Raw genomic sequence first — 13,086 nt, 5'->3', positions numbered from 1 at the left:
AAGCCCGGCCGCCGAGCCTCCCCCCGCTGCGTTCCCGATCATGTCCGACGTGGCGGCGCTGCACCGACAGCGGCGCGCGGCTGGTTAACAAATCCTTGCGCGAGCGCTCAAAATTATTACAATGAGATTTATACTTGATTTGTACTGAATTGGATGCTCGGCGCAAAAGCCGATTTAGATAAAATTGCTCGCTTTCACTTCAAGCGATCTGGATAGCCGCAAGTCAAAGTCATCCCCGGGACAGGAAAGGGGACGACATGTTTTCGAAGGTTCGGGGATTTCACAGCTGCCTGCTCGCCGCCGCGATCGGTCTGGCCGCCACCACGGCACAGGCTCAGTCGCAGAGCGCGGGCTTGCCGGTCGCCAGCGCGCCGATCATCGCCAATGGCGATGCCCGTGCGCCCTATGCCTGGACGGATTTCTGCAAGCGCACCCCGTCGGAATGCGCCGTGAACACGCAGGAAGACGACACGGTCGAGCTGACGCCGAAACTCTGGAAGATCGTCGTCGCCACCAATCTCAAGGCCAATCGCGAGATCGAGGCGATCACCGACCAGGATCACTGGGGCGTGGTCGACCGCTGGGACATTCCGACCGACGGAAAGGGCGACTGCGAGGATTACGTGCTCTTGAAGCGCAAGCGCCTCGCCGAGGCCGGCATCCCGCGCCGGGCCATGCGCGTCACCGTGGTGATCGACGAAGACAATGCCGGGCATGCGGTGCTGATGATCCGCACCGATCGCGGCGACCTCATCCTCGACAACAAGCGCAACGCGATCCTGCCCTGGAGCCAGACCGGCTACACCTATGTGAAGCGCGAGTCGCAAGCCCGCGTCGGCTGGACCTCGCTCGGCGGCCTGTCGACGCCGACCGTGGCGTCGCTGCGCTGAACTGGACCGGATCTGCGCCGGACGGGGACTCCGGCGCGATCGAGAACAATGGCAGCGACGGACGCGCATAGCGCTGACGCCCTGCCGGATCGATGGCGCGACCCGGTCACGTCCCCACCCACCCGTCCCCGACCGGGCGACGTCTAGGGCCGGCCCCCTTTCCCCGGGGGGCCGGCCCGCTTCGTTTTCGGATGGGCGGCGGTCTCAGTCGATCTGCTTCAGCCCGGCGGCGAAGCGCTTCCAGTTCGCGACATAGCCGGCGGCCGAATCGCCCAGATCCGCGGCCGCGGCCTCGTCGAGCGAGCGCAGCGCGCGAGCCGGCGAGCCGACGATCAGCGAATTGTCGGGAAACTCCTTGCCCTCGGTCACCAGCGCATTGGCGCCGACCAGGCAGTTGCGGCCGATCTTTGCGCCGTTGAGGATGGTCGCGCCCATGCCGACCAGGCTGTTCTCGCCGATCGTGCAGCCATGCAGGATGGCGCGGTGGCCGATGGTGCAGCCGGCGCCGATGCTGAGCGGCGAGCCCATATCGGTGTGCAGCACACAGCCTTCCTGGATGTTGGTGCGCTCGCCGATCTCGATCCACTCATTATCGCCGCGCAGCACCGCACCGAACCAGATCCCGACCTCGCGGCCGATTCGGACGCGGCCGATCACATGGGCGTCGGGAGCCAGCCACCATTCTCCTTCCGGCGGTGTCTCCGGCTGGGTCCCATCGAGCGAATAAAGCGGCATCGGCATGATCCTCGTTTGGCGGAAGCCGAGGATTGCAGGGCCCGCGCCCCCGCCGTCAAGCCGCGCCGAGCAGCAGCAGCAGGTCGAGCACGACGCGGCCGCTGATCAGGCTCCACAGCGAGGCGATCATGCTCGCCGCCATCACGAAGAAGAAGGGACGTCCCTCGAGGCGCCGGCCGATCACCGTATTGCGAATGATCAGGAAGGGCGCGCTGAAGACGACGACCGGAACGCTCGCCACCGCCCTCACCCCGCCGGTCTCGAGCAATTCGAAGCCGGCACGACGCTGCGTGAACAACTCGAAGGCGCTGGCCAGCAGCCCGGCGAAGGCGAAGCCGACGAACAGCGATTTCAGCGCCTCCACGGCGGCAGGTTCGAGCGACACGGGAACACGGGCCTCACGCGACTGGCGATGCCGGAGCATGACGCAAGCCGGCCGGAGCGGAAAGCAGCTTCGTAACCTTTGGTTAACCATGCCGCCTCCCGCCGGCGAGATCCGGCCCGGCCAACATGGTTTACGCCGCGTTAAGCCCGCTCTGATTCAGTCTTGGCAAAGGCCGCGCCGCCGGCTGCCCGGATGCATCGATCATGAGCCTTCACGCCACACCGGAACGCCACTATCCAGGCCACGCCGCCGCCGATGTCGCGACGCTGATCCGCCACCGGCTGCAGCGCCGGCCGGCCCCTGTTCTGCCGAGCGGCGACCGGGCGCTGCTGCGCCTCGCAGGCGCCGTGCTCGCCCTCGGCATCGCCGGCACCGGGCTCGCCCTGCTGGCGAGCCGCACGCCGCAGGACACCGGCGACGAGCTTCAGGCGACACGGGTCGGCGCGACCGTGCTGGCGATCCCCGAGAATCTGACCGGTGCCGATTCCGAGGAAGGCCGCCTCGTCGGCATGGCCAGGCTGCGGCTGGCCTGGCCGGATCTCGGTCCGGTCTCGCCGGAGACGCGCCGCCGGCTGCTGGTGACCCTCAGCCCACAGGACAAGGTCAACGAGCCGGCGACCCAGCTCTCGGTCTATGCCCGCTTCCTGACGCACACGGTCTGGTCCAATCCCGGCGGGCTGGTGGTGCGCGGCTTCCGCAAGGGCTCGCCTTTCGAAGGCGACGAACTCTTCGTCTCGGTGCCGGACGGGCGCGGCTTTGCGGCACGCTGCCCGGTCGAGGTGGCGGGCTCGGGCCTGGAAGAGCTCTGCCGGGTGACCTTCCGCCATCGCGGCATGGATGTGAACATCCGCTTCCCGCGCGCCATCATCGCCGATTGGGAACTGATGCTCGGCGGCGTCCGCCGCACCGTCGACCGGCTGGTGCGCTAGATCGCCGCGCGTCCGTCAGGACGCGGTCGCTGCGATCTATCTCATTGTTACGGCATCGGAATTTCCCGAAAAGCGGAGTCCGCTTTCGGTCCGACGCTATAGAGGGGTCAGCGCCGGAAGCGCCGGCATTTCGGCCGGAGCAAAGCGAAACGCCGGAATCCAGCGCGGGACTCCGGCGTTCCAGGATAGTTTCCGGTGCTGAGCGGCTCCGCCGCCTGCCGGCATGGCGAGCTCGGCTCGGCCGGAAAGCACGTTTCCGCCAAGCCTTCGGCGGCCTCAATCGTCGAGATCGACGTCGAGGATCGCCATGGTGAAGTTGAAGGAGCGGTCGCCGTCCTCGTCGTCGACATGGATGATGCCGATGAACTCGTCGGCGAGGTAGACCTCGGCGGAATCGGTCTTCTTCATCCGCGCCCGCACGCTGATCTGATGGTTCGAGAAGGTGCGGCGAAGATAGGCTTCGAGCTTGGCGAGTTCGGTCTTGTCCACGTGGGCGATCCTTTTGCGTTGGGCGGACGGATGCCATGCGAGGCCGGCGAGAGCAAGCGAAACGGCACCTCCCCCGGACGAGCGCGACCTGCATGGGCCCATCCGCCCGAGCACCTGACGCAACGGCGCCGCGCGTGACATGTTCCCGCTGAACCGGCTCGAAGGATAGGTCTTGCGATGAAACCCTGGTTGCCCGCCGCCCTCGACTATATCGGAAGCTGGCTCGCCTTCCAGCGTCGCCATCACGACCAGCCCGGCTGCGCGCTCGCCATCGCCAGCGGCGGCGAGATCGCGCTCGAGGCCGCCTTCGGCAAGGCCGACCTCACCAGCGACGAGGTGCTGACGCCGCGCCACGGCTTTCGCATCGCCTCGCATTCGAAGAGCTTCACCGCCGCCGGCCTGCTGCGCCTCGCCGAGGCCGGCCGCCTGCGCCTCGACGACGAGGTCGGCGCCCATGTGCCGGGTCTGCACGAGGACGTCGCGAAGGTCACTCTCACCCAGCTCCTCTCCAACAGCGCCGGCCTCGTTCGCGACGGCGCCGATTCCAGCCAGTTCTTCGATCGTCGGCCCTATAGCCGCCGCGAGGAATTGCTGGCCGACCTCGCGCAGCCGCCGGTCTACCCGCCGGCCCAGCGCCTGAAATACTCCAATCACGGCTTCGCCCTGCTCGGGCTGGTGATCGAGGCGGTCACCGGCGAAACCTATCCCGACTGGATTCTCCGCGAGATCGTCGCCCCCGCCGGCCTGCGCGAGACGCAGCCCGATATCGGCCTGTGGACCGGCCCGATGGCCAAGGGCCATAGCGGCACCCAGCCGCTCGGCCGGCGCGTGGTGATCCCGGCCGACAATCCCGGCAACGCCATGACCGCTGCCGCCGGCTTCGTCGCGACCGCCGCCGACGTCGCCCGCTATTTCGCGCAGCTTTCGCCGCGCGCCGAAGCCAGCATCCTGTCGCCGCTCAGCCGCCGCGAGATGACGCGCCGGCTCTGGCCGGACAGCGAAAGCGGCCTCGGCCGGCATTACGGGCTCGGCACCATCTCCGGCGGCGAAGGCGACTGGCACTGGGTCGGCCATTCCGGCGGCTTCCAGGGCTTCATCACCCGCACCGTCATCCTGCCCGAGCAGGACCTGACCGTCTCGGTGCTGACCAATGCGATCGACGGCCTCGCCCATCCCTGGCTCGACGGCGTCGTCCACATCCTCAAGGCCTTCTCCGAGCACGGCGCCCCCTCCAGGACGACGCAGGACTGGACCGGCCGCTGGTGGACGATCTGGGGAGCCGGCGACCTCGTGCCGGGCGAGAGCAAGGTGCTCTGCGCCAATCCGGCCCTGTTCACCCCCTTCCTCGACGCCCCGGAGATCACGGTCGAGGCCCCCGATCGCGGCCGGATCGTCAAAGCCTCGGCCTTCCACAGCCCGGGGGAGCCCACCCGGCTCGCGCGCGACGGCGCGGGCAAGGTCACGTCGGTCTGGCTCGGCGGCGGCCAGGCGATCGGCGAGGACGCGCTGCGCGCCGAGATGATTGAGCGCTATGGCGGGGCCAGCGGCTAGCCTTGCGAATTTTTCGCCAAACCTACGCCGTCATTCCGGACAAGCGGCGCTAGCCGCGCAGATCCGGAATCCATCGGAAGGCACTGAGCCCTATGATGGATTCCGGCACTCCGCTGCGCTGCGGCCGGAATGACGGCGAAGGTTTCGCATGAAGACAGCAAATGCCGGATCGTAAGCGCGCGGCTGCCCAAAAGCAGCCCACCGCTGGAGCTAACCGAGCTTGCTCAATCCCAGCGTATGCTCGACGCAGGCGTTGACATGGGTGCCGAGCACCGCGGCCGCCCGCTCCTGATCGCGCTTCAACGCGGAATCGAGCAGGATCTGATGCTCCTCGGCGGCGATCTGCCCGCGAAAGATCACCGCGACCATCTGGTAGCGCAGATATTTGTCGTAGATCGCGGCATGGGTCTCGAGCAGCACCTGCGAGCCGCAGGCCGAGATCAGCGCGTGATGGAACTCCCAGTCATAGCGCTTCCAGAGCTCGGCATCGGCCCGGTCCTTGTCGAGCATGCGCTTTTCCATCTGGGCGAGCTTGTGATGGGCGGCGACGACGCGTCCCTCCCATTCCATGTCGCCGGCTTCGAAGGACTGGGCCAGCGCGTGGCCTTCGAGCAGCAGCCGCATCGCCGCAATCTCGCGCAGATTGGTCGCCGAGACCGGCGAGACCATGAAGCCCTTCTGGCCCTCGGCCGCGATCAGCCCTTCCGAGGCGAGCCGGTTCAGCAATTCGCGCAAGGTGCTGACGCTGGCACCATAGCCCTCGCGCAGCACCTCGAGCTTGAGCTTCTGCCCGGGCGCCAGCCTGCCGAAGATGATGTCGGCGCGGATACGGCGATAAGCCAGCTCTCCGACAGACGCGTCCGGCGGGGCGATGGTGAGCATCTTCACGGCCTCGATGCGGGTGAACGGATCATGCCGGCGCCGAAGCTCCCGCCCGTGCCGCCGGCTGATGCTAGCGCAGCCTCAGCGTAATAGACAATCCTATGTCGAAACCGAAAATCTCATACGAAAGCGAAAATCGAGGTTGCGCAGTTTCCAACCTCTGGCGATAGTGCCGGCAATAGGCGGAGCGATAAGCCGCCATGAGGGAGGGATCGGCATGACATTCAGGATCGACAGGCGCGCCTTGCTCGCCGGCGGCGCCGCTGCGGCGACGATGGGCCTCACCGGCGCGGCCATGGCCCAGGCCAAGCCCAATCTGCGCTTCTCCGCGGTGTTCTCCGAGCAGGACATCCGCGCCGAGATGATGAAGAAGTTCGGCGAGGCCATCAAAGAGGACTTCACGCTCCAGCCCTATTACGGCGGCAACCTGTTCAAGCAGGGCACCGAGCTGGTCGCGATGCAGCGCAACAACCTCGAAATGGGGAACATCGCGCCGCAGGACGTCTCGAACCAGATCCCGGCCTGGTCGATCGTCACCTCCGCCTATCTCTTCCGCGACGCCGACCATCTCAAGAAGGTCTTCGCCAGCCCGGTCGGCGCCGAGCTCAAGAAGATGGCCGAGGACAAGCTCAACATCAAAATCCTCGGCCCGACCTATTTCGGCGCTCGCCAGGTCGGCCTGAAGCCGAAGAAGAAGATCAACACCCCCGCCGACATGGCCGGCATCAAGCTGCGCATGCCGGGCGGCGACGCCTGGCAGTTCCTCGGTCAGTCTCTCGGCGCCAATCCGACGCCGATGGCCTATGCCGAGGTCTATACCGGCCTGCAAAGCGGCGCGATCGACGGCCAGGACAATCCGCTGCCCAACGTCCAGAACATGAAGTTCTACGAGGTCTCCTCGCAGATCGTGCTGACTTCGCATCTCGTCGGCTTTGACCTGCTCTGCGTCACCAAACGCGTCTGGGACGGCATGGATGCCAAGAAGCAGGCCGCCTTCCAGGCCGCCGCCGATGCCGCGATCGACTGGAGCACCAAGGAGCACCTCGCCAAGGAGGTCGAGCTCGTCGACTTCTTCAAGAAGCAGGGGCTTGAGGTCTACACGCCCGATCTCAAGGCCTTCCGCGACTTCGCCCAGCAGAAATACCTCGCCTCCGACCTCGCCAAAGGCTGGACGCCGGGCATGCTTGAAAAGATCAACGCGCTTTAGAGCCGTCCCGGCCGGGTCGGGGCGGTCCGGCCGGCAGCTCCGCCTTTTGAACCATCGATAGGGAACGCATCATCCGGTCAGCCTGCCCTGCGGGCCGACCGGCACGGGCTCCGTCATCAGCCGCCTTCGGCCGGCGCGCCGGGCGATCCAGTTTCAGCGCCGGCCCTTCGAGGCCGGCGCGGCCCGCCGATTGAGGGGTCGGCGCGCCGAATTTAACGGGAGGACCGATGCTGCGCTCGCTGAAACCGCTCGGAGCCTGGCTGGCGCGCCGCGCCGAGAATGTTCTCGTGCTGATGCTCGGCGCGATGTTCGCCGTGTTCCTGGTGCAGATCGTCTTCCGCTACGTCTTCAACCTGCCGATCGGCTGGACGCATGAGATCAGCGTTCTGCTCTGGCTCTGGCTGGTGCTGTTCGGGGCCGCCTTCGTCACCCGCGAGAGCGACGAGATCCGCTTCGACATCATCTATGGCGCGGTCGGCCCCAAGGCCCGGCGCGTCATGGCGGTGCTCACCGCCGTGCCCCTGATCGTGCTCTACACGATCTCGCTGCCGGCCATGGCGGACTACGTCTCCTTCATGAAGGTCGAGCGCACGGCCTATCTGAAGCTGCCCTTCAACTGGGTCTATTCGATCTACCTCGCCTTCGCGGTCGCCGCGATCGCCCGCTATCTCTGGCTTTGCGCACGGGCGCTGCGCGGCAAGGCGCCGGAGGCCTTCGACCCGACCAAGGCGGGCTCCGGCGTATGAGCCCCTTCGCCCTCTGCATCGCGACGATCGTCGCCCTGTCGCTGCTCGGCCTGCCGATCGGCCATGCCATGATCGCCGGCTCGATCTTCTATCTGCTGCTCGCCGGCCAGGATCTCTCCATCGCCGCCGAGCAATTGCTCAACGGCATGTACACCAACTACGTCATCCTCGCCGTGCCGCTCTTCATCCTGGCGGCCGAGCTGATGAACATCGGCAGCATGACCGAGCGTCTGCTGCGCTTCTGCGATGCGCTGGTCGGCCGTTTCCGCGGCGGCCTCGCCCAGGTCAACGTCGTCCAGAGCGTGATCTTCGCCGGCATGTCCGGCTCCGCCATCGCCGACGCCGCCGGAACCGGCCGGATGATGCAGGCGATGATGACCAAGGACGGCAAGTACCCGCCGAGCTTCGCCGCGGCGCTGACGGCGGTCACGGCCGTCATCGGGCCGATCATCCCGCCCTCGATCCCGATGGTGCTCTACGCTCTGGTTTCGGATGCCTCGATCGGCTTCCTCTTCCTCGGCGGCGTGGTGCCCGGCCTGCTGATGGCCCTGGCGCAGATGAGCCTGATCGGCGCCACCGCGCGCCGCCGCAATTTCCCGGTCGAGGCTCCGGTGCCGTTGCGCGAGCTCCCCGGCATCACCTGGCGTGCCTTCCCGGCGCTGATGATGCCGGTCGTCCTGCTCGGCGGCATCTATGGCGGCGCGACGACGCCGACCGAGGCCGCGGCGGTTGCCGCCGCCTATGCGCTGGCGATCTCGGTGCTGCTCTATCGCAGCGTCTCGCTGCGCGCCTTCTACGCCTCGCTCGCCTACAGCGCCCGCACCACCGCCTCGATCGGCATGCTGATCGCCGGCGCGCTGGTCTTCAACTACGTCGTCACCATCGAGAACATCCCGGAGAGCCTGAAGGTCTTCCTCTCCGGCTGGGATCTTTCGCCGATCGGCTTCCTGATCCTGGTCAACCTGATCCTGCTGGTCCTGGGCTGCCTGCTCGAAGGCACCGCGATTCTGCTGATCGTCGTGCCGGTCTTGATCCCGACCGCCAAGGCGCTCGGCATCGACATGGTGCATTTCGGCGTCGTCGTGGTGGTCAACATCATGCTCGGGCTGATCACTCCGCCCTATGGCCTGCTGCTCTTCGTCATGACCAACATCACCGGCGTCCCGCTGCGCGACATCGTCCGCGAGTGCATGCCCTTCCTCGGGGCGATGCTGCTGGCGCTGGCCCTCATCACCTTCATTCCCGAGCTCGTGCTCTGGCTGCCCCGGCTGATGGGTTACCAGGGCTGAACCCGGACGAACGGAAACCACGAACAGGTGCTGCCGTGAACAAGCCGATCTATGTCCTGAACGGGCCGAACCTCAACCGCCTGGGCAAGCGCGAGCCGGATATCTACGGCAAGACCACGCTCGCCGAGGTCGAGACCATGTGCCGCGAGACGGCCGGCGCCTGGCCGGTCGAGTTCCGGCAGAGCAACCGCGAATACGAGCTGGTCGACTGGATCCATGAAGCGATCGACGAAGGCAGCGCGATCATCATCAACCCCGCCGCCTATTCCTTCACCTCGATCGCGATCCTCGACGCGCTGAAGATGTTCCCGGGCCCGATCATCGAGCTCCACATCTCCAACATCCATCGCCGCGAGGCGCACTACCACAAATCCTATGTCTCGCTGGCCGCGACCGCGATCATCGCCGGCCTGGGCGCCCGCGGCTACGCCACCGCCATCCGCTCGGCGATCGAGCTGGTAGAAGGCTGAGCCTGCCCGGTTTCCCGGCAACCGCCCGTCATCCCGGCTGGAGCGAAGCGGAACGCCGGGATCCATCGTAAGGCGCGGCGCACTGCGATGGGTCCCGGGGCAGGCCCGGGACGACGGCGTGTTTGCCAGCAGGATCGGCTCGCCGCCAGCGCCCGTCCCCTCATCCTGAAGGCAACAGCCCTCAGCGCATGTAGTGCAAGTCGGTGAAACGCTTGCGGAAGGCGGTGACCTCCTGCGCCACCGCCGCCGCCGGACGCGCGCCCGACAGACCATCGGCGATGTAGCCGGCGAGTTCCGGCATGTGCTCGGGCTTCATGCCGAAACGCACGATCTCCGGCGTGCCGAGCCGGAGCCCGTTCACATCCCCCGGCACTTCCGCGATCGGCAGACCGATGCCGCAGCTCAGGATGTTGGCAGCGCGCAGCCGCTTCGCCGCCGCCTGACCGCCGCCATAGGCCGCTGCCTCGATGGCGAACTGGTGCGACTGCGTCATGCCGCGCTCGCGGGCAAAGACCGGCACCTGCCGCTCGACCAGCGCCTCGGCCAGCGCCTTGGCTGTCGCCGCCATCATCTGCGCGTAGTCGCGCCCGAATTCCTGCCAGTCCATCAGCGTTATCGCGAGCGAGGCCGATTTCGCCACGTCGAAATTGGCCGTCAGCCCAGGATAGGCGATGGCATCGAGCTTCTTGGCGATCGCCGCGTCATTGGTGACGATCAGCCCGGAAGGCGGCCCGCCCAGGCTTTTATAGGTGCTCATCGTCATGACATGGGCGCCCTCGGCCAGCGGCTGCTGCCAGGCGTGGCCGGCGATCATGCCGGAGAGATGCGCCGCATCGAACAGCACGATGGCGCCGACCTCGTCGGCGATGGCGCGGATTTCGCGGATCGGGTGCTGGAACAGGTTGAGACTGCCGCCGATGCTGATCAGCTTCGGCCTCAGCCGCAGCGCGTCGGCACGCAGCTTATCGAGGTCCACCGTGTAGTTCTGCGCATCGACCGGCGCCGGATAGGTGACAATACCGTAGAGACCGGCCGCGCCGGCACCGTGATGGGTGACATGGCCGCCGATCGAAGGCGGCGGCGCGATGATGCAGTCGCCCGCCTTCGCCGCCGCCATGAAGACATAGAGATTGGCGATCGCGCCGGAAGGCACCCGGATCTCGGCATGGCCCGCGCCAAAAACCTCGGCGGCGAGCTCGGCGGTAACGATCTCGATCTGCTCGATCGCCTCCAGCCCCATCTCGTATTTGTCGCCGGGATAGCCGAGCGAGGGCCGCGCCCCCATGCCCTGGCCGAGCACGGATTCGGCACGCGGGTTCATCACATTGGTCGCCGGGTTGAGGTTGACGCAGTCGCGCTCATGGATCGCCCGATTCTCGGCGATGAGCCCGGCGAGCCGCGCCTCCGTCGCCGCCCGATCCTGCCCGGCGATTTCTCCGGCAACACGCAGGACATAGTCCTCGCTCGCCGCCGGCACCCAGTCCCGCCTCGCCAGTTTCGCGCTCATCCGCCTGCCCTGCCCCAATCTGTGTTTCGTGCCCGCATTGGAACGGCTTGGCGCGCCCTGCGCAAACCAGTTATCGTCGTCTCCAGGCCTAGAAAATCTAGGCCTGGAAAGCCGAAGCCTGACCATGCCCGTCGCACCGCCGCGCCCGCCCATGCCGCCACTCAACGCGCTGCGCGCTTTCGAGGCGGCAGCGCGGCTCGGCAGCTTCGCCCGCGCCGCCGAGGAACTCGGCGTCACGCCCGGCGCCATCGCCCAGCAGGTCCGGCAGCTCGAAGCGTTCCTCGGCTTTCCGCTGTTCCGGCGTCTGCCCCAGGGCGTCGCGCTGACGGAAGCCGGCGCCGAGGCGCAGCCGCGCCTCGGCGCGGCCTTCGAGGCGCTCTCGCTCGCGGTGCACGATCTGCGCGCAAGCCATGCCGGCCGGGCGCTCGCCATCGCCGCCTTGCCCTGCATCGCCCAGCTCTGGCTTTCGCCGCGCCTGCCGGCCTTGCAGCAGGACTTTCCGGAGTTGCAGATCTCGATCTCGGCGATGGAGGCGCCACCGAGCGGGCCGCGCGAGGCCTTCGACCTCGCTCTGTTCTATCTGGCGGAGCCGCCGCCGGGCGCCCTCGCCCTTGCCGAAGACAGCCTGGTCCCGATCTGCTCGCCGCATCTGGCGCAGCAATTGCGCACACCCGCCGATCTCGGCGGAAAAACCCTGCTGCATGATGCGGTCTGGCGCGGCGACTGGGCGCGCTGGCTGAGGCATGCCGGCGTGACCGGCATCGATCCCGGCCGCGGCCCGTCCTATTCGCTCTATGCGCTGGCGCTCGACGCCGCGCTCGGCGGCTCCGGCATCCTCATCGGCCGGACGAGCCTGATCGCGCCGCTATTGACCCAGGGCCGGCTGGCCACGCCTTTCGCTGATGCGATGCGAAGCGGCGACCGGCTGACGATCCTGCCAGCGCCGGCCAGCAAGCCACACCCGTTGCGGGCACGGGTCATGGAATGGTTGGCGAACAGCCTCTAGCGGCGCCTCAGATGCCGCCGCCGCAATCGCTGGTCAGGATCTGGTCCATCGAGCGGGCGGGCTCGGCACAGCCGGCCTCGCCGACCACCTTGGCCGGGACGCCCGCCACCGTGGTGTTGCGCGGCACGGCCGCCAGCACGACCGAGCCGGCGGCGACGCGGGCGCATTGCCCGACCTCGATATTGCCGAGGATCTTGGCGCCGGCGCCGATCAGCACGCCCTTGCGGATCTTCGGATGGCGGTCGCCGCCCTGCTTGCCGGTGCCGCCGAGCGTGACGTCCTGCAGCATCGAGACATTGTCCTCGATCACCGTGGTCTCGCCGACGACGAGGCCGGTGGCGTGGTCGAGGAAGATGCCCTTGCCGATCCTCGCGGCCGGATTGATGTCGGTCTGGAACACCTCGGAGGAGCGGCTCTGCAGGTAGAGCGCGAAATCGCGCCGGCCCTGCTTCAGCAGCCAATGCGCCAGGCGATGGGCCTGCAAAGCGTGGAAGCCCTTGAAATAGAGCACCGGCTCGAGCAGCCGGTAGCAGGCGGGATCGCGGTCGAGCACGGCGACGACATCGGCACGGATGCCCTGCCCGATCTCGGAATCGGCGGCGAGCGCCTCCTCGAAGGCCTGGTCGATCAGCTCGGCCGGCACCGCCGCATGGGCGAGGCGCGCCGAGACGCGATGCGAGACCGCCTCCTCGAAGCTGCGCTGGTTCAGCACGGTCGAAAGGATGAAGCTGGTCATCGCCGGCTCGGCGGCGATCGCCTGCTCGGCCTCGCGGCGCAGCCGCGACCAGACGGGATCGACCCGATCGAGCCCGGTGGCGGGATCACGGGCTTCGATGTTCGGGCGTCCCGATGGCATGGCGTTCTCCGCTACGGTGCGCTCGATGAGCGATTTTTCCGGCACGACGGCGTCGCGCAGAAGGAGATGGGCCTGCCTTCTAGCTGAATCAAGCCGTGAAGGACAAGACTCGAAATGCGAACGGCTCCATGCAAGCCATTGATG

General features: G+C 67.3%; 14 protein-coding genes. 8 read left to right on the top strand and 6 right to left on the bottom strand.

The features are described from left to right. The first annotated feature begins 257 nt into the window (after positions 1–257). Entirely contained in the window at positions 258–890 is a 633-nt protein-coding gene (locus AC3RCC_RS12755; protein ID WP_492258623.1) for a transglutaminase-like cysteine peptidase, read from the top strand. 204 nt (positions 891–1,094) lie between these two features. Here the strand turns inward: AC3RCC_RS12755 and AC3RCC_RS12750 are convergent, their stop codons facing one another. Then, positions 1,095–1,625: a gamma carbonic anhydrase family protein gene (locus tag AC3RCC_RS12750; RefSeq protein ID WP_291638512.1), complete on the bottom strand. Its 531-nt coding sequence runs from the start codon at positions 1,623–1,625 to the stop codon at positions 1,095–1,097. 55 nt (positions 1,626–1,680) lie between these two features. After that, positions 1,681–2,010 carry a DUF6949 family protein gene (locus AC3RCC_RS12745; protein ID WP_291647392.1) on the bottom strand — a complete coding sequence of 110 codons (330 nt, stop codon included), beginning with the start codon at positions 2,008–2,010 and terminating at the stop codon, positions 1,681–1,683. 203 nt (positions 2,011–2,213) lie between these two features. On the opposite strand from AC3RCC_RS12745, the gene AC3RCC_RS12740 reads away from it, so the two are divergent. After that, a complete protein-coding gene (locus AC3RCC_RS12740; RefSeq protein WP_291638514.1) occupies positions 2,214–2,939 on the top strand; it encodes a hypothetical protein in 726 nt (241 codons plus the stop codon). 276 nt (positions 2,940–3,215) lie between these two features. Here AC3RCC_RS12740 and AC3RCC_RS12735 read toward each other — a convergent pair whose 3' ends face one another. Further along, positions 3,216–3,428: a DUF3126 family protein gene (locus AC3RCC_RS12735; protein WP_066469761.1), complete on the bottom strand. Its 213-nt coding sequence runs from the start codon at positions 3,426–3,428 to the stop codon at positions 3,216–3,218. A gap of 177 nt (positions 3,429–3,605) precedes the next feature. Between AC3RCC_RS12735 and AC3RCC_RS12730 the strand changes: the two genes are divergently transcribed. Next, positions 3,606–4,979, top strand: a complete 1,374-nt coding sequence (locus AC3RCC_RS12730) for a serine hydrolase domain-containing protein (protein ID WP_492258622.1) — start codon at positions 3,606–3,608, stop codon at positions 4,977–4,979. 210 nt (positions 4,980–5,189) lie between these two features. On the opposite strand, the gene AC3RCC_RS12725 is transcribed toward AC3RCC_RS12730, so the two are convergent. Then, positions 5,190–5,861, bottom strand: coding sequence for a GntR family transcriptional regulator (locus AC3RCC_RS12725; protein WP_492258621.1), 672 nt, complete (start codon positions 5,859–5,861; stop codon positions 5,190–5,192). 217 nt (positions 5,862–6,078) lie between these two features. On the opposite strand from AC3RCC_RS12725, the gene dctP reads away from it, so the two are divergent. The 4 genes from dctP (at position 6,079) to AC3RCC_RS12705 (ending at position 9,573) form a co-directional block, all read left to right on the top strand. Further along, on the top strand, positions 6,079–7,068 hold the full coding sequence (dctP, locus tag AC3RCC_RS12720) for a TRAP transporter substrate-binding protein DctP (RefSeq protein ID WP_492258620.1): 990 nt from the start codon (positions 6,079–6,081) through the stop codon (positions 7,066–7,068). A 227-nt stretch (positions 7,069–7,295) separates the two neighbouring features. After that, on the top strand, positions 7,296–7,814 hold the full coding sequence (locus AC3RCC_RS12715; RefSeq protein WP_492258619.1) for a TRAP transporter small permease: 519 nt from the start codon (positions 7,296–7,298) through the stop codon (positions 7,812–7,814). Further along, positions 7,811–9,103: a TRAP transporter large permease gene (locus AC3RCC_RS12710; protein ID WP_492258618.1), complete on the top strand. Its 1,293-nt coding sequence runs from the start codon at positions 7,811–7,813 to the stop codon at positions 9,101–9,103. The genes AC3RCC_RS12715 and AC3RCC_RS12710 overlap by 4 nt, the downstream gene beginning before the upstream one ends. Positions 9,104–9,138: 35 nt before the next feature. Further along, positions 9,139–9,573: a type II 3-dehydroquinate dehydratase gene (locus AC3RCC_RS12705; protein ID WP_291638519.1), complete on the top strand. Its 435-nt coding sequence runs from the start codon at positions 9,139–9,141 to the stop codon at positions 9,571–9,573. 181 nt (positions 9,574–9,754) lie between these two features. Here the strand turns inward: AC3RCC_RS12705 and glyA are convergent, their stop codons facing one another. Continuing rightward, positions 9,755–11,080, bottom strand: coding sequence for a serine hydroxymethyltransferase (gene glyA / locus AC3RCC_RS12700; protein ID WP_492258617.1), 1,326 nt, complete (start codon positions 11,078–11,080; stop codon positions 9,755–9,757). A 124-nt stretch (positions 11,081–11,204) separates the two neighbouring features. On the opposite strand from glyA, the gene AC3RCC_RS12695 reads away from it, so the two are divergent. Further along, on the top strand, positions 11,205–12,086 hold the full coding sequence (locus AC3RCC_RS12695; protein WP_492258616.1) for a LysR substrate-binding domain-containing protein: 882 nt from the start codon (positions 11,205–11,207) through the stop codon (positions 12,084–12,086). Positions 12,087–12,093: 7 nt separating this feature from the next. Here the strand turns inward: AC3RCC_RS12695 and cysE are convergent, their stop codons facing one another. Continuing rightward, on the bottom strand, positions 12,094–12,942 hold the full coding sequence (cysE, locus tag AC3RCC_RS12690) for a serine O-acetyltransferase (protein ID WP_291638522.1): 849 nt from the start codon (positions 12,940–12,942) through the stop codon (positions 12,094–12,096). Positions 12,943–13,086: the final 144 nt, after the last annotated feature.

It is taken from the genome of Allobosea sp. GW823-FHT01F03, assembly GCF_058798075.1.
This window is presented reverse-complemented; position numbering and strand designations above follow the sequence as displayed.

Excerpts from the sequence above, each read along its gene's own strand:
- dctP (WP_492258620.1), top strand. The coding sequence starts at position 6,079 with ATGACATTCAGGATCGACAGGCGCGCCTTGCTCGCCGGCGGCGCCGCT.
- AC3RCC_RS12710 (WP_492258618.1), top strand. The coding sequence starts at position 7,811 with ATGAGCCCCTTCGCCCTCTGCATCGCGACGATCGTCGCCCTGTCGCTG.
- AC3RCC_RS12755 (WP_492258623.1), top strand. The coding sequence starts at position 258 with ATGTTTTCGAAGGTTCGGGGATTTCACAGCTGCCTGCTCGCCGCCGCG.
- AC3RCC_RS12730 (WP_492258622.1), top strand. The coding sequence starts at position 3,606 with ATGAAACCCTGGTTGCCCGCCGCCCTCGACTATATCGGAAGCTGGCTC.
- AC3RCC_RS12750 (WP_291638512.1), bottom strand. The coding sequence starts at position 1,625 with ATGCCGCTTTATTCGCTCGATGGGACCCAGCCGGAGACACCGCCGGAA.
- AC3RCC_RS12695 (WP_492258616.1), top strand. The coding sequence starts at position 11,205 with ATGCCCGTCGCACCGCCGCGCCCGCCCATGCCGCCACTCAACGCGCTG.
- cysE (WP_291638522.1), bottom strand. The coding sequence starts at position 12,942 with ATGCCATCGGGACGCCCGAACATCGAAGCCCGTGATCCCGCCACCGGG.
- glyA (WP_492258617.1), bottom strand. The coding sequence starts at position 11,080 with ATGAGCGCGAAACTGGCGAGGCGGGACTGGGTGCCGGCGGCGAGCGAG.
- AC3RCC_RS12725 (WP_492258621.1), bottom strand. The coding sequence starts at position 5,861 with ATGCTCACCATCGCCCCGCCGGACGCGTCTGTCGGAGAGCTGGCTTAT.
- AC3RCC_RS12740 (WP_291638514.1), top strand. The coding sequence starts at position 2,214 with ATGAGCCTTCACGCCACACCGGAACGCCACTATCCAGGCCACGCCGCC.
- AC3RCC_RS12715 (WP_492258619.1), top strand. The coding sequence starts at position 7,296 with ATGCTGCGCTCGCTGAAACCGCTCGGAGCCTGGCTGGCGCGCCGCGCC.